Source organism: Kineosporia sp. R_H_3 (assembly GCF_002198675.1).
GTDB lineage: Bacteria > Actinomycetota > Actinomycetes > Actinomycetales > Kineosporiaceae > R-H-3.
On sequence record NZ_MWLL01000115.1, the window covers coordinates 1 to 20,119 of the forward strand.

18 protein-coding genes and 1 pseudogene are annotated in these 20,119 nt (G+C 74.6%); 16 read left to right on the forward strand and 3 right to left on the reverse strand.

The genetic code is table 11. From position 1 onward, the window contains the following. From ECOMGDLI_RS11065 to ECOMGDLI_RS11130, 14 genes and pseudogenes are all read left to right on the forward strand, one after another. Positions 1-288: pseudogene (locus tag ECOMGDLI_RS11065) on the forward strand (hydrogenase); the annotation flags it as partial. A 102-nt stretch (positions 289-390) separates the two neighbouring features. After that, complete coding sequence (locus ECOMGDLI_RS11070; protein WP_088316895.1) at positions 391-1,986, forward strand: nickel-dependent hydrogenase large subunit; 1,596 nt, start codon at positions 391-393, stop codon at positions 1,984-1,986. A 96-nt stretch (positions 1,987-2,082) separates the two neighbouring features. After that, positions 2,083-2,643 carry a hydrogenase maturation protease gene (locus ECOMGDLI_RS11075; protein ID WP_198954764.1) on the forward strand — a complete coding sequence of 187 codons (561 nt, stop codon included), beginning with the start codon at positions 2,083-2,085 and terminating at the stop codon, positions 2,641-2,643. Between the two features lie 4 nt (positions 2,644-2,647). Beyond that, on the forward strand, positions 2,648-2,869 hold the full coding sequence (locus tag ECOMGDLI_RS11080; RefSeq protein WP_088316896.1) for a hypothetical protein: 222 nt from the start codon (positions 2,648-2,650) through the stop codon (positions 2,867-2,869). Positions 2,870-2,950: 81 nt separating this feature from the next. Then, positions 2,951-4,240, forward strand: a complete 1,290-nt coding sequence (locus ECOMGDLI_RS11085; protein WP_088316897.1) for a hypothetical protein — start codon at positions 2,951-2,953, stop codon at positions 4,238-4,240. A gap of 1 nt (position 4,241) precedes the next feature. Further along, complete coding sequence (locus tag ECOMGDLI_RS11090) at positions 4,242-4,619, forward strand: hypothetical protein (protein WP_088289755.1); 378 nt, start codon at positions 4,242-4,244, stop codon at positions 4,617-4,619. Between the two features lie 19 nt (positions 4,620-4,638). After that, a complete protein-coding gene (locus ECOMGDLI_RS11095; protein WP_143447649.1) occupies positions 4,639-5,583 on the forward strand; it encodes a NifU family protein in 945 nt (314 codons plus the stop codon). Between the two features lie 155 nt (positions 5,584-5,738). Next, the coding region (locus tag ECOMGDLI_RS36785) for a hypothetical protein (protein ID WP_369812738.1) at positions 5,739-6,649 on the forward strand (911 nt) is incomplete at its 3' end. A 246-nt stretch (positions 6,650-6,895) separates the two neighbouring features. Beyond that, on the forward strand, positions 6,896-9,364 hold the full coding sequence (gene hypF, locus ECOMGDLI_RS11105) for a carbamoyltransferase HypF (protein ID WP_088316923.1): 2,469 nt from the start codon (positions 6,896-6,898) through the stop codon (positions 9,362-9,364). 5 nt (positions 9,365-9,369) lie between these two features. Then, positions 9,370-9,678 carry a HypC/HybG/HupF family hydrogenase formation chaperone gene (locus ECOMGDLI_RS11110; protein ID WP_088316924.1) on the forward strand — a complete coding sequence of 103 codons (309 nt, stop codon included), beginning with the start codon at positions 9,370-9,372 and terminating at the stop codon, positions 9,676-9,678. A gap of 3 nt (positions 9,679-9,681) precedes the next feature. Beyond that, on the forward strand, positions 9,682-10,809 hold the full coding sequence (hypD, locus tag ECOMGDLI_RS11115; RefSeq protein ID WP_088316899.1) for a hydrogenase formation protein HypD: 1,128 nt from the start codon (positions 9,682-9,684) through the stop codon (positions 10,807-10,809). A gap of 64 nt (positions 10,810-10,873) precedes the next feature. Then, positions 10,874-11,893 carry a hydrogenase expression/formation protein HypE gene (hypE, locus tag ECOMGDLI_RS11120; protein WP_088316900.1) on the forward strand — a complete coding sequence of 340 codons (1,020 nt, stop codon included), beginning with the start codon at positions 10,874-10,876 and terminating at the stop codon, positions 11,891-11,893. Between the two features lie 37 nt (positions 11,894-11,930). Beyond that, the gene (locus tag ECOMGDLI_RS11125) at positions 11,931-13,142 is read left to right on the forward strand and encodes an arginine deiminase (RefSeq protein ID WP_088316901.1); all 1,212 of its coding nucleotides are present in this window, start codon (positions 11,931-11,933) and stop codon (positions 13,140-13,142) included. Between the two features lie 36 nt (positions 13,143-13,178). After that, on the forward strand, positions 13,179-14,411 hold the full coding sequence (locus tag ECOMGDLI_RS11130; protein WP_088316902.1) for a cystathionine gamma-synthase: 1,233 nt from the start codon (positions 13,179-13,181) through the stop codon (positions 14,409-14,411). Between the two features lie 61 nt (positions 14,412-14,472). Here the strand turns inward: ECOMGDLI_RS11130 and ECOMGDLI_RS11135 are convergent, their stop codons facing one another. From ECOMGDLI_RS11135 to ECOMGDLI_RS11145, 3 genes are all read right to left on the reverse strand, one after another. Continuing rightward, positions 14,473-15,114, reverse strand: coding sequence for a hypothetical protein (locus ECOMGDLI_RS11135; RefSeq protein ID WP_143447651.1), 642 nt, complete (start codon positions 15,112-15,114; stop codon positions 14,473-14,475). 24 nt (positions 15,115-15,138) lie between these two features. Beyond that, positions 15,139-16,149 (reverse strand): hypothetical protein, encoded by a 1,011-nt coding sequence (locus ECOMGDLI_RS11140; RefSeq protein ID WP_088316904.1) that lies wholly within the window; start codon positions 16,147-16,149, stop codon positions 15,139-15,141. A gap of 132 nt (positions 16,150-16,281) precedes the next feature. Further along, positions 16,282-17,115, reverse strand: coding sequence for a crotonase/enoyl-CoA hydratase family protein (locus ECOMGDLI_RS11145; protein ID WP_088316905.1), 834 nt, complete (start codon positions 17,113-17,115; stop codon positions 16,282-16,284). 77 nt (positions 17,116-17,192) lie between these two features. Here ECOMGDLI_RS11145 and ECOMGDLI_RS11150 point away from each other — a divergent pair, with 77 nt between their 5' ends. Further along, entirely contained in the window at positions 17,193-18,596 is a 1,404-nt protein-coding gene (locus tag ECOMGDLI_RS11150) for a glutamate mutase L (protein ID WP_088316906.1), read from the forward strand. A gap of 85 nt (positions 18,597-18,681) precedes the next feature. Then, positions 18,682-19,968 (forward strand): AI-2E family transporter, encoded by a 1,287-nt coding sequence (locus ECOMGDLI_RS11155; protein ID WP_088316907.1) that lies wholly within the window; start codon positions 18,682-18,684, stop codon positions 19,966-19,968. Positions 19,969-20,119 lie beyond the last annotated feature (151 nt).

Genomic DNA, 20,119 nt, shown 5'->3' on the forward strand with positions numbered 1-20,119 from the left:
TCCGAGTTCGGCTGCCGCGGCCCGATGACGCACTCGCCGTGCAACCGGATCCTGTGGAACCGCCAGTCCTCCAAGACGCGGGCGGGCCACCCCTGCACCGGGTGCACGGAGCCGGGCTACCCGCACGGCGACCTCATGCCCGGCACGGTGTTCAAGACCGCGAAGGTCTCCGGCAGCGTGCCCAAGGAGGTCCCGACGGGGACCGACCACCTGACGTACATGGCCCACGCGGCCGCCGCCCGGATCGCTGCCCCGCAGTGGTCCAAGGAGGACATGTTCGTCGTCTGACGGCCCGCCGGACGCCGCGCCCCCCCGGTGCGGCGTCCGGCCCGTCCACCCCTTCGGACCCTTGGTATCCCTCCCGGCTAGGAGACCTTCGTGACCAGCACCATGGACCTCAACGTCAGCCCGCTCGGGCGGGTCGAGGGCGACCTCGACGTCCGGGTCACCCTCACCGACGGCGTCGTCACCGACGCCTGGACGACCGCGGGCATGTTCCGCGGCTTCGAGATGATCCTCAAGGGCAAGGACCCGCAGGCGGGTCTCATCGTCACGCCCCGGATCTGCGGCATCTGCGGCGGCAGCCACCTCTACAAGGCCGTGTACGCGCTCGACACCGCGTGGAAGACGCACGTCCCGCCGAACGGCACCCGGATCCGGAACATCGCGCAGATCTGCGAGACGCTCCAGTCGATCCCGCGCTACTTCTACGCGATCTTCGCGATCGACCTCACGAACAAGCGGTACGCGAAGACCCCCTCGTACGCCGAGGCCGTCCGGCGGTTCGCGCCGTTCGTCGGCACCGCGTACGAGAAGGGCGTGACGCTGTCGAACAAGCCGGTCGAGGTCTACGCGATCTTCGGCGGGCAGTGGCCGCACTCCTCGTTCATGATCCCCGGCGGCGTCATGTGCGCGCCGACCCTCTCCGACGTCACGCGCTCCATCTCGATCCTCGAGTACTGGAAGAACGAGTGGCTCGAGAAGGAGTGGCTCGGCGGCAGCCTCGAGCGCTGGAAGGAGAACAAGACCTGGGAGGACGTCCTCGCCTGGGTCGACGAGAACGAGGGCCACTACAACAGCGACTGCGGCTTCTTCATCCGCTACGCGCTCGAGGTCGGCCTCGACAAGTACGGCCAGGGCCACGGCAACTTCCTGTCGACGGGCACCTTCCTCGACCCCGAGCTCTACCAGAACCCGACGATCGAGGGCCGCAACGCGGCGCTCAAGTCGCGCTCGGGCATCTACGCCGGCGGGTCGTTCCACGAGTTCGACCAGGCCCGCGTCCGCGAGGACCACACCCACTCGTTCTACAAGGGCACCGGCGGCCACCACCCGTTCGACGGCGTGACCGACCCGATCGACCCGGCGCAGGGCAAGGCGCAGGACAAGTACTCGTGGGCGAAGTCCCCGCGGTACGACGTCCCCGGTCACGGCCACGTGCCGCTCGAGGTCGGCCCGCTCGCCCGGCAGGTCATCGCCGGGCAGCCGGACGCCGCCCCGCACCAGGACTACGACCCGCTGTTCCTCAACGTCATCAACAGCGTCGGCCCGTCGGTCCTCACCCGGGTGCTCGCCCGCACCCACGAGCTCGCCAAGTACTACACGATGGCGCGCACGTGGCTCGACGAGCTCGACCTGCACGACAAGTTCTACGCCAAGCCCGTCGAGCACGAGTCGGGCACGGGCTTCGGCTCGACCGAGGCCGCCCGCGGCGCGCTCTCGGACTGGATCCGGATCGAGAACGGCAAGATCGAGAACTACCAGGTCGTCACGCCGACCGCGTGGAACGTCGGCCCGCGCGACGCGAACGCCGTCGTCGGCCCGATCGAGAAGGCCTTCATCGGCACGCCGGTGGAGAACACGGTCGACCCGGTCGAGCTCGGTCACGTCGCCCGCTCGTTCGACTCCTGCCTCGTGTGCACGGTCCACGCGTACGACGGCAAGACCGGCAAGCAGCTGTCGAAGTTCACCGTCGGCGGCATGTGAGCGACCGGTACGGTCGAGAACGGTAGTCCGGCCCGGACCGCTTGCGGCGCAAGCGGTCCGGGCTCGTTCACGGGGGAGCTCTGGAGGTGTCCGCAGGTGAGTGCGGAGGTCGGTGGCACGGACGGCAGGACGACGGTCCGTGCGGGCGCGCCCGCGTGGCAGCCCGCCGTCAGCGTCGAGCCGGAGTCCCCGCCGGTCGTTCCGGTGCTCGTCGTCGGCTGCGGCAACCTGCTGCGCGGTGACGACGCGGTCGGGCCGACGCTCGTGCGGCACCTGTGGGAGCGCGGCGTGCCGGACGACGTCGAGCTCGTCGACGGCGGGACCGCGGGGATGGACGTCGCCTTCAAGATGCGCGGCCGGCGCAAGGTCGTCATCGTCGACGCCGCGAGCACCGGGGCCGAGCCCGGCACGGTCTTCCGCGTGCCGGGCGAGGAGGTCGAGGACCTGCCGCCGGTGACCGGCCTCAACCAGCACGCGTTCCGCTGGGACCACGCGCTCGCCGTCGGCCGCTGGCTGCTCAAGGACGCCTACCCCGAGCAGGTCGTCGTCTACCTCGTCGAGGCGCAGAGCGTCGAGCCCGGCGCCGAGCTCACCGGGCCCGCCCGGGCCGGCATGGAGCGCACGATCGAGCTCGTGCTCGACGAGGTCGGGCGGTGAGGCCGTGCCGGACGACGCCCACCTGCCGGACGACGACAGCTCCGTGCTCGGCTGCGACGTCACGCACGACCGCGAGGGCTGGTGGGTCGAGCTCACCGTCGGCTTCCGCGACGACGTCGTCCGCAGCCGGATCGGCCCCTACCTCACCGAGAAGCAGGCCCGGGTCGCCGCGGAGATCATCCCCCGGGCCGCGGGCCGGCAGGCGCCGCCCCCGACCGGGCTGTGACCCGACCACCAGGACCGCGCGAACCACCGCGCGAACCGCTCCGCGAACCGCTCCACGAACCACCACCGGGAGGAACCACCCGTGACGACCATCGCCCGGCCCCAGCCGCTCGGCGTCCTGGCCCTGCCCGCGGGCTGGCTCGTGGTCCCCGCCGACGCTCTCGCGGCGGAGGGGGTCGTCGCGGCCCGCGACCGGCTGCTGTCCGGCCTGCTGCCGGACCCGTGGCCGGACGCCCTCGCCGCGCACGCGACGGCGGCCGGCGGCGACACGGACGCCGCGGCGGCGCTCGTCGACCCGGCGGCCGGCCCGGAGCACGCCTACAACCACTTCGTCCTCACGGGGGAGCCGTCGTCGCTCGAGCTGGCCCGGGCCGGCGCGGACGGTGACCTCGCGGCCCTCGTCGAGGTCGCGGCGTACGCGCTCGGCCACACCGACCGGCTCCCGGACGCCGACGCCCTCGACGGCGAGGTCCGCGCGCACGTCCTCGCGGCGACGGCGGCGGCCTTCCTCGAGCAGCGCGACGTCCAGTCCGCGCTCGACGCGCTCGTCGCCGCCGAGGAGGCGGCGACGCCGGTGAGCACCGTCCTCGGCGCGCTGCTCCTCGGTCAGCAGGCGGGCCTGCTCCAGGAGGCGCAGGGCGCCGACCCGGACGTCGTCAACGCCTACGTCGAGGCCGTCGACGCGCTGCGCGGGATGACCGCGGTCGAGCACGCCCTCGGCGAGCTGGCCCTCGGTCTGGGCACGGCGTACCACGAGCTCGCGGCGTCCCGGGAGGAGGGCTCGGGCCTGCTCGTCGAGGCCGTGCGCTGCTACCACCTCGCGCTGCGCATCCTCAAGGCGCCCGAGGGCCGCCCGCAGGAGCGCCCCGAGCGGTACGCGTTCGCCCACTCCAACCTCGCCCTGTGCTACCTCGCGATGCCGATGACCGGCGACCGCGACAAGCTCCGCCGCGGGGTCGCCGTCCAGTCGCTGCGCGAGGCGCTGAAGTACTACACCCGCGAGGAGCACCCGGCCGAGTGGGCGTCGGTGACGCTCAACCTCGCCAACGCCATGCAGTACCTGCCGACGACGCACCCGGTGGAGAACCTCGTGGAGGCGGTCGGGCTGTACGACGAGGTGCTCGCCGTGCGCAGCGCGGACGAGGACCCGCTCGGCTACGCGCGCGTGCTCGCCAACCAGGGCACGGCGCTGTCGCACCTGGGCATCCACGACCGGGCCCGGGAGCGGCTCGACGAGGCCCGCGCGCTCTTCGCGGCCGGCGGCGACTCCGGCGCCCTCGTCACCGTCGACGCGGCGCTGCGGGACATCGACGCGGCGCTGCAGGGTGTCGGCACCCAGGCGTCGGCGGCCTCGACCGTGGCGGGCGCCTGACATGGACCTCCACGAGCGCGCCCAGTTCGACTTCCTCCTCAACACCGCGGCGGAGCGCTTCGTCGAGCGCCTCGTGCAGCGCACCGGCGGCCTCGAGGAGGGGCTCGGGGCGCTGCGCTCCGACCCCCAGGGGGACGGCGTCTGGCTCGACGAGTTCGTCCGCGCCGTCCTGCGGGACTTCCTCCTCGACAACGCGGCCGGCTCCTGCTTCGTCCTCCAGGCGTGCGAGAAGCGCACACTGAAGGGGTTCCACGGCAAGCAGATCGACGGCCTGACGGTCACGGCGGCACTGTCCGAGCTCGCGGTCCACGCGTTCTCGGACGTCCTCGCGGCGAAGGTCGACCAGGGCATCGAGCTCGCCCTGTCCGGGCACCTGTGACGGTTGGGAGAGAGACACCATGACCACCACCGAGGAACGTCCGGACCTGGACGCCGCTGCGCGCCGCGTGGACACCATGCTCGAGCGCGCGTCGCTGCTCGACGAGCGCTCGCAGCAGGTCGCGCTCGACCTCAAGGCCGCCGTCGAGGAGTTCCACCGCGACGCGATCGTCCGGGTCGTCAAGAAGCTCAAGGACGACCCGCGCGGCAAGGAGCTGCTCTTCGAGCTCGTCGACGACCCGGTCGTCTACGCCCTGCTCGTCATGCACGGCATCGTCCGCGCCGACCCGGTGACGCTCGCGAACCGCGCCCTGGAGGACGTCCGCCCGTACCTGGAGTCGCACGGCGGCGGCGTCGAGCTCGTCGGCGTCGAGCTGCCCGTCGCCCGGGTCCGGCTGTCCGGCACGTGCAACGGCTGCTCGGCGTCCTCGACGACGCTGCGTGAGGTCGTCGAGCGCGCCCTCGTCGCGGCCGTCCACGGGCTGCACCAGGTCGAGGTCGTGCCGAACGAGCCCGAGCCGACGATGGTGCCGCTGACGTCGGTCGGGCTGCGGCCCGGCCTGGAGTCGTTGCGCGACACCCGCTCCGCCGACATGACGGGGACGTCGTCCGACCCGGACGCGCCGTCCGTCGCGACCGGCTGGACCCGCGGCCCGGAGCTCGCCGACGTCACCGACGGCAAGGTCACCCTCTGGCGGGTGCCGGGCACCCCGCAGGACGAGCCGGGGATCGCCGTCGTCCGGATCGGCGACCGGGTCAGCGCGTACAAGGACGCGTGCGTCCACCTCGGGTACAGCCTCGAGCGCGGCCTCGTCGACCCCGAGGGCGGCATCCTCACGTGCCCGTGGCACGGCATGAAGTACCAGGCGATGACGGGCGAGTGCATCTCGGCCGTCGACCGCCGGCTCGAGGTCTACCCGGCGAGCGTCCACGGCGGCACCGTGTGGCTGCGGCTCGGTCGCTGACCGGGATGGACCTCACCGTGCCCATCGGCATGTCGGTCACGACCGGCAGCTCGGTCGCGGCCCAGGGCGCCTACGCGCACCCGCAGGGCCCGGTCGACCTGCCGGCGCTGCGCGGCGGGTGGGAGCCGTGGCGGGTCCTCGGCGCCGAGTCGCTCATGAGCATCGCGCTGCCGTCGGCCCAGCCGACGCGCAGCCAGCTCTACGCGCCGCGCGGCGTCCTGCTCGACACCGGCCCGGACGGCGCGACCCGGCTCGTCGCCGCGGACACCGGCAACCACCGGCTCCTCGTCTGGCCGCGGCTGCCCGCCGCGGACGGCGCCGACAGCGCCGTCGTCGTCGGCCAGCCGGACGCGACGTCCGAGGGCGCCCAGGCCGGCGGCCGCGGCCCCGAGCGCGGCCTGCACCTGCCGACCGGGCTCGCCCGCGCCGGTGACCTGCTCCTCGTCGCCGACGGCTGGAACCACCGCGTCCTCGGGTTCGACGCGACGCTCGCCGCGGACGACCCGCAGCCGGTCTGGGTGCTGGGGCAGGACGGGTTCGGCGAGGTGGAGGCGAACCGCGGCGGTGAGCCCGACGGTGCGTCCTTCTACTGGCCCTTCGGCGTCCTGTGGCAGGACGGGTGGCTCTGGGTCGCCGACACCGGCAACCGCCGGGTGCTCGCCTGGCACGGCCTGCCCGGCCTCGACGGGACGCCGTCCGACCGGCCCGCCGACCTCGTGCTCGGCCAGCCCTCGGTGCACGAGCGCGGCGAGAACCGGGACGGCCCGGTCGGCCCGGACACCTTCCGCTGGCCGCACCAGCTCGTCGTCACGGGCGGGGTGCTGTGGGTCGCGGACGCCGGCAACCACCGCGTCCTCGGCTGGCACCTGCCCGTCGACGGCGACCGGCCCGCCGACCTCGTCCTCGGCCAGCCCGGCTTCACGACCGCGCGCGAGCTGCCGCACGTGCCGCAGGGCCCGGACTGCCTTCGGTTCCCGTACGGGCTCGCGGCGACCGGGCGGGGGCTCGTCGTCGGCGACACCGCGAACAACCGGATCCTCGAGTGGTCGCCGGCCCCGGGGGCCGGNTCGCCGGCCCCGGGGCCGGCGACCGACGGCGTCGCTGTGGCCGGCTCCCCGGCGCAGGCCGTCCTCGGGCAGGACTCGTTCGCCGGCGCGGGGGAGAACCGCTGGCTCTCGCTCACCCCGGACAGCCTCTGCTGGCCCTACGGTCTGGCGACGTGCGAGGAGCCCGCCGCGGGCGGGCGGGCGGCGCGTGCGCTGCTCGCCGTCGCGGACTCCGGCAACAACCGGGTCACGGTGTGGCAGCGGCCATGACGCCTGCGACGACCCGTACCGGTCCCGGGTCCCGGACGGCGACCGCTGCGGTGCGGCGGCTCGTCCGGGTCACCGGTGTGGTTCAAGGGGTGGGCTTCCGGCCGTTCGTCTACGGTCTCGCGGCCGGGCTCAGCCTCACCGGGTCGGTGCTCAACGACGCCGCCGGCGTGCTCGCCGACGTCCAGGGCGCCCCGGCCGACGTCGAGGAGTTCTGCCGCCGGGTCCGCAGCGACGCACCGGCGCTGTCCGCCGTCGACGCGGTCACCTGGGAGCCCGCCGACCCGCAGGCCCGCAACGGGTTCACGATCGAGAGCTCGGCGGCCGGCCCGGGGCGCACGCTCGTGCCCGCCGACGTCGCGACGTGCGAGGACTGCCTGCGCGAGCTCCGCGACCCCGGGGACCGGCGCTACCGCCACCCGTTCGTCACGTGCACGGCCTGCGGACCCCGCTTCACGATCGTCACCGGGCTGCCCTACGACCGGCCGAGCACGACGATGGCCCGCTTCCCGCTCTGCGACCGGTGCGCCGCCGAGTACGCCGACCCGGCGGACCGGCGGTTCCACGCCCAGCCCGTCGCGTGCCACGACTGCGGCCCCACCCTCGACCTCGTCGAGACCGCCCCCGAGGGCGCCGACGCGCCCGCCGTGCTGTCGGGCGAGGCGGCGCTCGCCCGCGCCCGGGCCCTGCTCGCCGCGGGCCGGGTCGTCGCCGTCAAGGGCCTCGGCGGCTACCACCTCGCCTGCGACGCGGGCGATCCGGCCGCGGTGCAGCGCCTGCGCGCCCGCAAGCAGCGCGGCGACAAGCCGTTCGCCGTCCTCGTCCGGGACGTCGCGGCGGCCCGCGCGGTCTGCCACGTCGACGACGCCGAGGCCGCCCTGCTCGTCGCCCCGCGCCGTCCGGTCGTGCTGCTGCGCCGGCGCGCGGACGTCGCCGCGAGCGGCGCCGGGGCCGTCGCCGAGGCGGTCGCGCCCGGCAACCCCGACCTCGGCGTCATGCTGCCGCCGACGGCGCTGCACCACCTGCTCCTCGGGCTGCCCGGCGACGAGCCCGGCCCGCAGGTGCTCGTGCTCACGAGCGGCAACCTCAGCAGCGAGCCGATCGTCACCGACGACGCCGCGGCCCTGACCCGGCTCGCGGGGATCGCCGACGCGTGGCTGCGGCACGACCGCCCGATCCACGTGCCCTGCGACGACTCGGTGAGCCGCGTCGTCGACGGCGAGGAGCTGCCGCTGCGCCGCTCGCGCGGCTACGCACCGCTGCCGGTCGCCCTGCCCGTGGACGTCGGGCCGACGCTCGCGGTCGGCGGCGACCTGAAGAACACCTTCTGCGTCGCCGAGGGCGGTCTCGCCTGGCTCTCCGCGCACGTCGGCGACATGGACGACCTCGCGACCCAGCAGGCCTTCGAGGCCGCCGTCGAGCACCTCGGCGCGCTGACCGGCGTCACCCCGCGGGCGCTCGCGGCCGACCGGCACCCGGCGTACCGCAGCACCCGCTGGGCCGAGCGGACGGCCCGGGCCCGGGCGCTGCCGCTGACCCACGTCCAGCACCACCACGCCCACGTCGCCGCGGTCATGGCCGAGCACGGCCTGGCGGCGGACGCCCGGGTCGTGGGCGTCGCCTTCGACGGCACCGGCTACGGCGACGACGGCACCGTGTGGGGCGGCGAGGTCCTCGTCGGCGGCTACCTCGGCTACGAGCGGGTCGCGCACCTGTCGGCCGTGCCGCTGCCGGGCGGGGACAGCGCCGTCCACCGGCCCTACCGGATGGCCCTGGCCCACCTGCACGCCGCGGACGTCCCGTGGGAGGCCGGGCTGCCGTGCGTCGACGCCTGCCCGGACGACGAGCGCGCCGTCCTCGCGCACCAGGTCCGCACCGGGCTCGCCTGCGTGCCGACGTCGAGCGCGGGCCGGCTCTTCGACGCCGTCGCCTCGCTCACCGGGCTCTGCCACGTCGTGACGTTCGAGGCCCAGGCCGCGATGGCGCTCGAGGCCGCCGCGGTCCGGGCGCTCGCCGCCGACGCGTCGCCGGACGCAGTCGCCTACCCGCTGCCGCTCCTGCAGGGCCCGGACGGCGGTGCCGCGCACGTCCTCGACTGCGGCGCCCTCGTGCGGGCCGTCGCGGCCGACGTGCGCGCCGGCGTCCCGGCGGACGTCGTCGCGCTGCGGTTCCACCGCGGGCTCGCCGCGGGCGTCGTCGCGGCGGCCGCGGCGGCGTGCGCCACGGCAGGCCTTCGCACCGTGGCGCTGTCCGGCGGCGTCTTCTGCAACGCGACCCTGCTGTCGTTCGTGACGGCCGGGCTCGCCACCACCGGGCTCACGGTGCTGCGGCACCGGCGGGTGCCGCCGAACGACGGCGGGCTGGCCCTCGGCCAGGTCGTCGTCGCCGGGCTGCGCCGCACGACCCCGCAGTTCACGAACACCCCGCGGAGCACGACAATGCTGTCCACCACGACGAACGAGGAGTGATCACGATGTGCCTTGCGGTACCCGGAAAGGTCATCGAGGTCGAGGACCGGGACGACACCCGGATGGCGAAGGTCGACTTCGGCGGCGTCGTCAAGGACGTCTGCCTCGCCTACCTGCCCGACATCGCCGTCGGCGACTACACGATCGTCCACGTCGGGTTCGCGATCTCCAAGCTCGACGAGGCCTCCGCGCTGGAGACGCTCGCGCTCTTCGAGAGCCTGGGGATCATGGACGAGGAGTTCGGCGACCAGTGGGGCCGCGCCGCGGCCGAGGCCGGCGCCGAGCGGCCGGCCGGGACCGAGTCGGTGGCCTAGACCATGAAGTACATCGACGAGTTCAACGACCCGGACCTCGCCAAGCGCCTGCTCGACGACATCCACGCGACGGTGACCCGGCCGTGGGCGCTCATGGAGGTCTGCGGCGGCCAGACGCACTCGATCATCCGGCACGGCATCGACCAGCTGCTCCCGAGCCAGGTCGAGCTCATCCACGGGCCCGGCTGCCCGGTCTGCGTGACGCCGCTCGAGACGATCGACAAGGCGCTCGAGATCGCGTCCAGGCCCGGTGTCGTCTTCTGCTCGTTCGGCGACATGCTCCGGGTGCCCGGCAGCGGCAAGGACCTCTTCCGGGTCAAGAGCGCAGGCGGCGACGTCCGGGTCGTCTACTCCCCGCTCGACGCGCTGAAGATCGCCAAGGAGAACCCCGACAAGCAGGTCGTCTTCTTCGGCATCGGGTTCGAGACGACCGCCCCGCCGAACGCGATGACCGTGCACCAGGCCAAGCGGCTCGGGATCACGAACTTCAGCATGCTCGTCTCGCACGTGCGCGTGCCCCCGGCGATCGAGGCGATCATGACGTCGCCGACGTGCCGGGTGCAGGGCTTCCTCGCGGCGGGGCACGTCTGCTCGGTCATGGGCACGCAGGAGTACCCGGCGCTCGCCGAGCGGTTCGAGGTGCCGATCGTCGTCACGGGCTTCGAGCCGCTCGACATCCTCGAGGGCATCCGGCGCACCCTCAAGCAGCTCGAGGAGGGCCGCCACGAGCTGGAGAACGCCTACGCCCGCGCCGTCCCGGCCGAGGGCAACCCGGCGGCCCGGGCGATGCTCGCCGACGTCTTCGAGGTCACCGACCGGGCCTGGCGCGGCATCGGCGTCATCCCCGGCTCCGGCTGGCGGCTCTCCGAGGCGTACCGGGAGTTCGACGCCGAGCACCGGTTCTCCGTCGGGGACATCACGACGCAGGAGTCGAGCGCGTGCCGGGCCGGCGAGGTGCTCCAGGGCCTCATCAAGCCGCACCAGTGCGAGGCGTTCGGCAAGGAGTGCACGCCGCGCAACCCGCTCGGCGCGACGATGGTGAGCAGCGAGGGCGCCTGCGCCGCGTACTACCTGTACCGCCGGCTCGGCGGCACGCCCGCACCGGCACGAGAGGCGGCACCCGTTGGCTGACGACGGTCTCCAGGGCCCGGGCTCCCCGGGGGAGGGTCTGGACTTCGAGTCCTGGTCCTGCCCGATGCCGCTGCGGGACTCGCCCGTCGTCGTCATGGGGCACGGCGGCGGCGGCGCGCTGTCCGCCGAGCTCGTCGAGCACCTCTTCGTGCCGGCCCTCGGGACGCCGGAGCTCAAGGCCCTCGGCGACAGCACCGTGCTGTCCCTCGGCGGGGCCCGGCTGGCGTTCTCGACGGACTCCTACGTCGTCCGCCCGATGTTCTTCCCCGGCGGCTCGATCGGCGACCTCGCCGTCAACGGCACCGTGAACGACATCGCGATGAGCGGCGCGCAAGCGGCGTACATGTCGTGCGGGTTCATCCTCGAGGAGGGCACCCCGGTCGAGACGGTCGGCCGGATCGCCCAGGCGATGGGGGCGGCGGCCCGGCAGGCCGGCGTCAGCATCGTCACGGGGGACACCAAGGTGGTCGACGCCGGCCACGGCGACGGCGTCTTCGTCAACACGGCCGGTTTCGGGCTCGTGCCCGAGGGCGTCGACATCCGCCCGCAGAACGCCCGCCCGGGGGACGTCGTCATCGTCAGCGGTGACATCGGCGTCCACGGCGTCGCGATCCTGTCGGTCCGCGAGGGGATCGAGTTCGGCACGCAGGTCCGCTCCGACTCCGCGCCGCTCAACGGCCTCGTCGCGGCGATGCTCGCCGCGACCCCTGACATCCACACGCTCCGCGACCCCACCCGCGGCGGGCTCGCGGCCACGCTCAACGAGATCGCCTCGGCGTCCGGGGTCGGCATCGAGGTCGTCGAGCGCTCCGTGCCGGTGCCCGCAGAGGTCGCGAACGCATGCGGCTTCCTCGGCCTGGACCCCTGGTACGTCGCGAACGAGGGCAAGCTCGTCGCGTTCGTCCCGCCGGAGCATGCGGACGCCGTCCTCGCGGCGATGCAGGCGCACCCGTACGGCACCGCGGCCGCCGTCATCGGCACGTGCGTGGAGGAGCACCCCGGCATGGTCGTCGCCCGGACGGCGTTCGGCGCGACCCGCGTCGTCGACCTCCCGCTCGGGGAGCAGCTGCCGCGGATCTGCTGAGGGCGGGGCTCTTGACGGGCACGGCAGGATCATCGCCATGACGTTCGGCGTGCACTCCGAGGTCGGCCTCCTGCGCGAGGTCGTCCTCCACCGTCCGGGGCTCGAGCTGAGCCGGCTCACGCCGTCCAACGTCAAGGGCCTGCTCTTCGACGACGTCATGTGGGCCGAGCGCGCCCGGGAGGAGCACGACGCGTTCGCCGCGGTCCTGCGCGACCGCGGGGTGGTCGTCCACCACTTCGCCGACCTGCTCGCGACCGCGCTCGACGTCCCGGGCGCCCGCGCCTTCCTCGGCGAGCGGCTCGTCACGTCGATCCGGTTCGGGCCGGCGCTCGACACCCCGCTGCGCGACGTCATCGACTCCGCGGACGCCGGCTGGCTCGCCGAGCGGCTCATCGGCGGTGTCCTCAAACGCGATCTGGAGCACCCGAAGATCGCGTCCCTATTCTGGGAGACGCTCCACGACGACGACTTCCTGCTCACGCCGCTGCCGAACCACCTCTTCCAGCGGGACAACGTCGCCTGGGTCTACGGGGGCCTGTCGGTCAACCCGATGGCGATGCCGGCCCGGCGCCGCGAGACGCTCAACTCGCGCGTCGTCCTGCGCTACCACCCGATGTTCGGCGACGCCCGGGTCTACTACGGGGACGACGACGAGCCGCACGGCCAGGCGACGGTCGAGGGCGGTGACGTCCTCGTCGTCGGCAACGGCGTCGTCCTCGTCGGGATGGGGGAGCGGACCACCCCGCAGGGCGTCGAGAACGTCGCCCACGCGTGGTTCCGCAGCGGGCAGGTCCGGCTCGTCGTCGCCGTCGAGCTGCCGCGCGAGCGGGCGTTCATGCACCTCGACACCGCGCTGACGATGCTCGACCGGGACGCGTTCTCGATCTACCCGTACCTGCCCGACCGGCCGCGGGCCTGGGCGCTCACCCCCGCCGGGGACGGCGACTTCACGGTCACCGAGACCGCCGAGCCGTTCGCCGTCCTCGCCGACGCCCTCGGGCTGGACCGGATCCGGCTGCTGCGCGCCCCCATCGACAGCCACGGCGCGCAGCGCGAGCAGTGGGACGACGGCAACAACTTCCTCGCGATCTCGCCCGGCGTCGTCGTCGGCTACGAGCGGAACACGGTGACGAACACGTTCCTGCGCGACGAGGGCATCGAGGTGCTCGCGATCGTCGGCAGCGAGCTCGGCCGCGGCCGGGGCGGCCCGCGGTGCATGTCGTGCCCGATCGCCCGCGACCCGGTCTGACGGGAACCCTGCGCCCGGCGCTGTAGCGTGGCGCGGGTGAACTGGGACCGTAAGGGCTTCGCGACCCGCGCCATCCACGCCGGCTCCGAGCCGGACCCGTCGACCGGCGCCGTCGTCACGCCGATCTACCAGGTGAGCACGTACAAGCAGGACGGCGTCGGCGGCCTGCGCACCGGGCTCGGCACCGGCTACGAGTACAGCCGCAGCGGCAACCCGACCCGCACCGCGCTCGAGGAGTGCCTCGCCGCGCTCGAGGCGCCGTCCGCGTCCGGCGGCGGTGCGGCGGGCGCCCGGGCGTTCGCCTTCGCCAGCGGCCTCGCCGCCGAGGACACCGTGCTCCGGGCGCTGCTCGCCCCCGGCGACCACCTCGTCGTCCCGGACGACGCGTACGGCGGCACGTACCGGCTCGTCGCGCGGGTCGCCGGCCCGTGGGGCGTCGAGCACACCCCCGCGCACCTGAGCGACCTCGACGCCGTCCGGGCCGCCGTCCGGCCCGGGAGCACCCGCGTGCTGTGGGTCGAGACTCCGACGAACCCGCTGCTCGGCATCGCCGACATCGCCGCGCTCGCCGGCATCGCCCACGACGCCGGGGCGCTGCTCGTCGTCGACAACACGTTCGCGACCCCGTACCTGCAGAACCCGCTCGCGCTCGGCGCGGACGTCGTCGTCCACTCGACGACGAAGTACTGCGGCGGCCACTCCGACGTCGTCGGCGGCGCGCTCGTCGTCCGCGACGACGCGGTGGCGCCGTGGACCGACGGCGTCGGCCAGGTCGGCCCGGGGGTCGCGGAGCGGATCGGCTTCCACCAGAACGCGATGGGCGCCGTCGCCGGCCCGTTCGACGCCTGGCTCGTGCAGCGCGGCCTCAAGACGCTCGCGGTGCGCATGGAGCGGCACTGCGACAACGCCGAGCGGGTCGTCGAGTTCCTCCTGGGTCACCCGCGGGTCCGCCAGGTGCTCTACCCGGGCCTGCCCGAGCACCCCGGCCACGACGTCGCGCAGAAGCAGATGCGCCGCTTCGGCGGCATGATCAGCTTCCGCGTCGTCGGCGGTGAGGAGGACGCGCTCAACGTCTGCAAGCGCACCGAGGTCTTCACCCTCGGCGAGTCCCTCGGCGGCGTCGAGAGCCTCGTCGAGCACCCCGGCCGGATGACCCACGCCTCGGTCGCCGGCTCCGCGCTCGAGGTCCCCGCCGACCTGGTGCGCCTCTCGGTGGGCCTGGAGGACGCCGACGACCTGATCTCGGACCTGAAGACCGCGCTGGCCTGATCGTGCGGAGGTTCTCACGGCAGCCTGCCGCGAGAACCTCCGCACGGCTGCGACTCTGTCGTCAGAGGTGCGGCAGCTCGGCGCCGCCGATGCGGAGCAGGCGACGGCGACGGCGGTCGAAGAGCCAGAGCACGACCACCGGCCAGGCGCAGACCAGCGGGAGCCAGTACCACCAGGGGACGCCGGTCCTCGCGTCGACCTCCATCGCGCCGATGAGCATCAGGACGGGCACCAGGGTGCCGGCGACCGCCCAGTCGCGCGCCTCCCAGAATCCGCGCAGCGTGCGCGGTCGGGCCCGCAGTGCCACGGCGTACGCGTTGGGCCCCAGGGCCTCCCAGACGTCGTGCGCGCGCCGCACCACCTCCTCGTCGCAGGCGTCGGCGACCATGAGCCAGGTCTCGAGCCGGGTCGGCGACGCCCCCGGCTCCGCCGACTCGAGCCGCTCGAACGAGCCGCGGTCGGCGCCGTCGTGCGCCGCGTGCACGAGCACGGCGCCCCGCAGCGCCAGGTAGCGCTCGGCCACCTCCGCGTCGTCCAGCCCGTTGAGCCGCACGGGACCCGCCGCCAGAGCGACCGGCCGGGCGGCTGCCAGCGCGGCGGCCACGAGGCGTTCGGGCCGCAGCGGGATCTCCCAGGCAAACACGGGCGCCGCGAACGGTCCGCCGCTGCCGCGAGGATCCGGCCCGGCCGCGCCTCTTGCCATCCCGCTCTCCTTCCCCGCTGGCTCTCAGTCTGACGCGACATCGCACCCCGGCCCGCAGCGGACCGGGGAGCCGCACCAACCCTGACTCCTCAGCACCGTCACGACCTCCGCGGCGACGATGCACGGCGTGCTCACGGTCTCCAGCCATCCGTACTGGAGCCACTTGTCGTCGGCGAGGGTCACCGAGTTGTCGCGGCGCCGGTCGCGGTGGCGCAGCCATCGGGGATGGGCCTCGAGCCCGTCGAGCTCGACGACCAGGCTCCATCGCCGGTAGCGGACGTCACGGTAACGGTGCCGCAGCAACCGGCCTGCCGCGTCGTGAACGGGCTCGGCCCGGTTGCGCTCGCCGTGGGGGAGCGCGTGCCGGCGCTCGACGTCGCGGCGGTAGCGGCGCTCGAGCGCGGACTGCACGCCGTCCGCGGCCTCACCGAGGATCTCTTCGAGCAGGCGCCGCCGCCGGTGCTGCTTCCTGCCGCGCAGCGCGAGACGGAGCCTGGCCGGCGTCGTCCGCCGGCTCGCCGTGGCCCGCAGGACGACCTCGACGACAGTGCCCAGGTCCGCCGCCTCGTCGGTGACGTCGAGCACGGCTTCCTCCAGCCGCAGGCGTGGGGGCGCCCCGGCCGGGTGCACCCGGTCCGCGAGGTGCCGTCGGCGCACGAGGTACGAACCGGCGGGCGCGACGACGCGGCGACGCTCCGGCACGCACAGCGTGAGCCGGCCGGGGCAGACCGGGAGCACCTGCCAGAGCCACAGCGCCGTCGTCCCGCCGAGCGCCGCGCCGTCCCCGGCCGCGAGCACCGCGGCCCAGACCCGGGTCATCGGTGGGACCGGTCCGGTGAACGTGGCGTAGACGCCGGGGTGCAGGCCGGTCCACCGCCGGGCGTCGAGGAGTGCGCCCACCTGGCCTGCGGTCAGCCCGGAGGCGAGCAGCTGCCTGCGGCTGACGGCACCGGCCTGCCAGGACGCGAGCTCCTGCCACGCGGGCGTGGAACCGGGCGCCGCCCGAGCCGCAGACCGCCGGTCACGTCCCACCATGCCCGCAGATCCTGCCCGAACCGCGGGTCCGCTGCCGCGACCGTCCACAGCCTTCCGCCGATCCTGTGGACTGCGGAGCTTCTCGCGGCAGATCGCCGTCCGATCCTCCGCACGCCGATGGTGGGGGAGGGGCTACAGGCCCGTCGGCGCGGGCGGGAGGTCCTCGAACTCCGGCTCGGTGCGGGCCTGCTTCGCCATGAGCGCCGTCGCCATGTCGGCGGTCTGGAGCATGCCGGTCTGCCACAGGCTCACGAAGTCGAGGCTCTCGGCGACGGAGTGGTCGCGGGCGTGGTTGAGAGACTCCTTGACGCCCCACAGCACGAGCGGGGAGTGCCGGGCCATCTCATGAGCGACGTCGAGGGCACCGGCGACGAGGTCCTCGTGGGTGTCGAACACCTCGGTGACCAGGCCGACCTCGCGGGCGCGGGCGGCGGGCATCCGACGGCCGGTGAACGCGAGCTCGCGGGCGACGCCGTCACCGACGATCCGGGGCAGCCGCTGGAGCGCGCCGACGTCGGCCGTCATGCCGATGTTCGTCTCCTGGAGCACGAAGAACGCGTCGGCGCTCGCGTAGCGCAGGTCGCAGGCGGTGACGAGCGACAGTGCGCCGCCGATGCACCCGCCCTGGACGGCGGCCACGACCGGCATCCGGGCCGCCTCGATCGCGTCCGAGGTGCGCTGCAGCGCCTTGACGAGCAGCCGCCGGTTCGCGTTGTTCCGGGCCGGCTCGCCGGACGGCACGAGGCCGCCGCCCATGAAGACCGACAGGTCCATCCCCGCGCAGAAGTGCTTGCCCGTGGAGGACAGGACGACGGCCCGCACGTCCCCGGCGTCCGACAGCGCCGTGACGAGCTCGGGCAGCTCGCGCCAGAAGGCGGGCGTCATCGTGTTCAGGGCGTCCGGCCGGGACAGCCGCACGTGCGCGACCTTGCCGTCGCGCTCGACCTCGAAGCACTCGTACGTCATGCCGTCCTCCTTCAGCCCGACCCTCGCTCTGGCACGCTAGCGCCCGTGGCGACGGCGCAGCGGCAGCGGAGTGTGGCGTGAGCGACGTCCTGTGCGTCGACGTCGGGTCGACCTTCACGAAGGCGGCCCTCGTCGACACCGCGACCGGCGACCTGCTCGCCACCGCCTCGCACCCGACGACGCTCGCGAGCGACGTCCTCGACGGTGTCGCGGCCGTCCGGGCGGACGCGGAGCGGGCCGCCGGGCGGCGTGCGGACGACGTCCTCGTCTGCTCGAGCGCGGGCGGCGGGCTGCGGATCGCCGTCGTCGGCTACGAGCGGCTCGTCACCGCGGAGGCCGGCCACCGGGTCGCGCTCTCGGCCGGCGGCAAGGTCGTCCACGTCGCGGCGGGTCCGCTCGACGGCCCGGGCGACGCCGACCCCCGGCTGGACGACCTGCGCGCCGCCGCACCGGACGTCGTCCTGCTCGTCGGCGGCACGGACGGCGGCAACGCCGAGGTGCTCCTGCACAACGCCCGCCGGCTCGGCATCGCCCGGCTGCCGGTGCCGGTCGTCCTCGCCGGCAACGCCGACGCCGCCGACGAGGCCCGCGCCGAGCTCGAGCGCCGCCGCCGGCACGTCGTCGTCACGGCGAACGTCCTGCCCCGGATCGGTGTCCTCGACCCGCTCGGGGCCCGGGCGGCGATCCGCGAGGTCTTCCTCAGCCACGTCATCGGCGGCAAGGGGCTCTCGAAGGGCCCGGCGTTCGCCCGGCTCGTCCGCGCGGCCACCCCGGACGCCGTCCTCGCGGGCGTCGAGGCGCTCGCCGACGGGAGCCACGACGTCCCGGGCGCGGACGACGTCCGGGGCGCCGGCGACGTGCTCGTCGTCGACGTCGGGGGCGCCACGACCGACGTCTACTCGGTGCTCACGCCCGAGGGCGAGGATGCCGCGCTCGCCAAGGAGGTCGTCGCGACGCTGTGGCGGGCCCGCACCGTCGAGGGGGACCTCGGGATGCGCTGGGGCGCGCCGGGGGTCGTGGCCGCCGCGGTCGCCGAACGGCTCCTGGAACCCGGCGACGCCACGACCGCCGCGCTCGCCGCGCACGCCGAACGGGCCCGCGCCGAACCGGCCTGGGTGCCCGGCCCGGGGACCGCCGACGGCGCCGCGGCCCGCGACCTCGACACGACGCTGGCCCGGCTCGCGGTCACCGTCGCGCTGCGCCGGCACGGCCGCCCCGCGACCCCCTCGGCGTCGCCGCGCCCGCTGCGCGACGTCGCGCTCGTCGTCGGCAGCGGCGGGGTGCTGCGGCACGCGGACGCCGCGACCCGGGCCGCGGTGCTCGCGCCGGCGACGTCCGACCACGCCGGCGGCTGGCGGGTGCCCGACCGGGCCCGGGTCGTCGTCGATGGCCGGTACACGCTCTTCGCCGCCGGGCTGCTCGCCGCCGGGGCCCCGGTCGCCGCCGCCCGGCTCGCCCGCTCGATCACGTCGCCCGGCTGACCCCTGACGGCGCGACCGCCCGGACCGCGCGGCCCGACCGCCACGTCGCCCGGTCCGGAGCACCCGCACCCGGCAGGATGGGGCCATGAGCCTCTCGCCGCGTGAGCGTGCCGCCGTCGGACGCCTCGACGACGCCGACGTCGTCCCTGCCGGGCTGCGTGCCGCCGCCGGGTGGTCCTGGCGGATGCTCGTGGTCGGCGTCGCGATCTACTACCTGCTGCGCATCCTCGGGATCTTCGAGGTGCTCGTCGTCCCGGTGCTCGTCGCGCTGCTCGTCGTGGCGTTCCTCAAGCCGTTCGTCGACCTCGTCGCCGCGGGCCGCGGCCGCCCCGGCGTGCCGCGCGGGCTCGCGGCGATCGGCGCGATCGTCCTGTCGCTGCTCGTCATCGCCGGTCTCATCACGCTCATCGGCCAGCAGGTGACGACCGGCTTCCCGAGCCTGCAGAAGCAGGCGCTCAGCGGCTGGGAGGAGCTGCAGAAGTCGCTCGCCAGCGGGCCGCTGCACCTGACGAACAACCAGGTGTCCCAGTACATCGACCGGATCGTCGCCGAGATCCAGGCGAACAGCTCCCAGCTCGTCAGCGGTGCGCTGCAGGTCGGGTCGACGGCGGCGGACATCGGCACCGGCTTCTTCATCGTGCTCTTCAGCGCGTTCTTCATGCTGTCCGGCGGCGACCGGATCTGGGCCTGGGTGGTCCGGCTCTTCCCGCGCACGGCCCGGGCCCGGGTCAACGGTGCGGGCGTGCGGGCCTGGGCGACGCTGACGGCCTACGTGCGGGCCACGATGATCGTCGCGGTCGTCGACGGTGCGGGCGTCGGGATCGCTGCGGCGATCCTCGGCGTCCCGCTCGCGCTGCCGCTCGGCGTCCTGGTCTTCCTCGGCGCGTTCGTGCCGATCGTCGGTGCCTTCGTCACGGGCATCGTCGCCGTCCTCGTCGCGCTCGTCGCGAAGGGCCCGGTCGTCGCGCTCATCATGCTCGCCTCGGTCATCGCCGTGCAGCAGCTCGAGGCGCACGTGCTCCAGCCGTTCCTCATGGGCCGGGCGGTCTCCGTGCACCCGCTCGCGGTGATCCTCTCGATCGCCGCGGGCGTGCTCCTCGCCGGCATCGTCGGGGGTCTGTTCGCCGTCCCGCTCGCGGCCGTCGTCAACGTCGTGGCCTCGTACCTGTCGGGGTCGGACGACGAGGAGGACTCCAGACGCGACGCGGCGGACGGCGTCCTCGACGGGTTCGACAAGGGCGCGGCGACCGGCCAGACCCCGGACGGGGCCGCGCAGGACGCCGCCGTCGCCGCCGCCGGGGCCGGACCGCTCGCCGACGAGCCCGTCGAGGGCGCCCGCCGGGCCGCCGGGGAGCCCGGTCCGGAGGCCTGACCCGCCCTCGGTGTGGTCCACGTCACATCCTGTCGCGGATGGAAACCCGCGGCGGCCCCGGGACGACCTCTGCGCGTCGGACACCACCGAGCAGAGGGACACCGATCTTCATGGCTGCAAGGACTGCGCGGCGGCGCCCCGCCCGCGTCGG

Bases quoted from the DNA above. Each gene is read 5' to 3' on its own strand.
- hypF (WP_088316923.1), top strand. From the start codon at position 6,896: ATGACGCCTGCGACGACCCGTACCGGTCCCGGGTCCCGGACGGCGACC.
- ECOMGDLI_RS11090 (WP_088289755.1), top strand. From the start codon at position 4,242: ATGGACCTCCACGAGCGCGCCCAGTTCGACTTCCTCCTCAACACCGCG.
- ECOMGDLI_RS11135 (WP_143447651.1), bottom strand. From the start codon at position 15,114: ATGGCAAGAGGCGCGGCCGGGCCGGATCCTCGCGGCAGCGGCGGACCG.
- ECOMGDLI_RS11125 (WP_088316901.1), top strand. From the start codon at position 11,931: ATGACGTTCGGCGTGCACTCCGAGGTCGGCCTCCTGCGCGAGGTCGTC.
- ECOMGDLI_RS11140 (WP_088316904.1), bottom strand. From the start codon at position 16,149: ATGGTGGGACGTGACCGGCGGTCTGCGGCTCGGGCGGCGCCCGGTTCC.
- hypD (WP_088316899.1), top strand. From the start codon at position 9,682: ATGAAGTACATCGACGAGTTCAACGACCCGGACCTCGCCAAGCGCCTG.
- ECOMGDLI_RS11155 (WP_088316907.1), top strand. From the start codon at position 18,682: ATGAGCCTCTCGCCGCGTGAGCGTGCCGCCGTCGGACGCCTCGACGAC.
- ECOMGDLI_RS11145 (WP_088316905.1), bottom strand. From the start codon at position 17,115: ATGACGTACGAGTGCTTCGAGGTCGAGCGCGACGGCAAGGTCGCGCAC.
- ECOMGDLI_RS11095 (WP_143447649.1), top strand. From the start codon at position 4,639: ATGACCACCACCGAGGAACGTCCGGACCTGGACGCCGCTGCGCGCCGC.
- ECOMGDLI_RS11070 (WP_088316895.1), top strand. From the start codon at position 391: ATGGACCTCAACGTCAGCCCGCTCGGGCGGGTCGAGGGCGACCTCGAC.
- ECOMGDLI_RS11110 (WP_088316924.1), top strand. From the start codon at position 9,370: ATGTGCCTTGCGGTACCCGGAAAGGTCATCGAGGTCGAGGACCGGGAC.
- hypE (WP_088316900.1), top strand. From the start codon at position 10,874: ATGCCGCTGCGGGACTCGCCCGTCGTCGTCATGGGGCACGGCGGCGGC.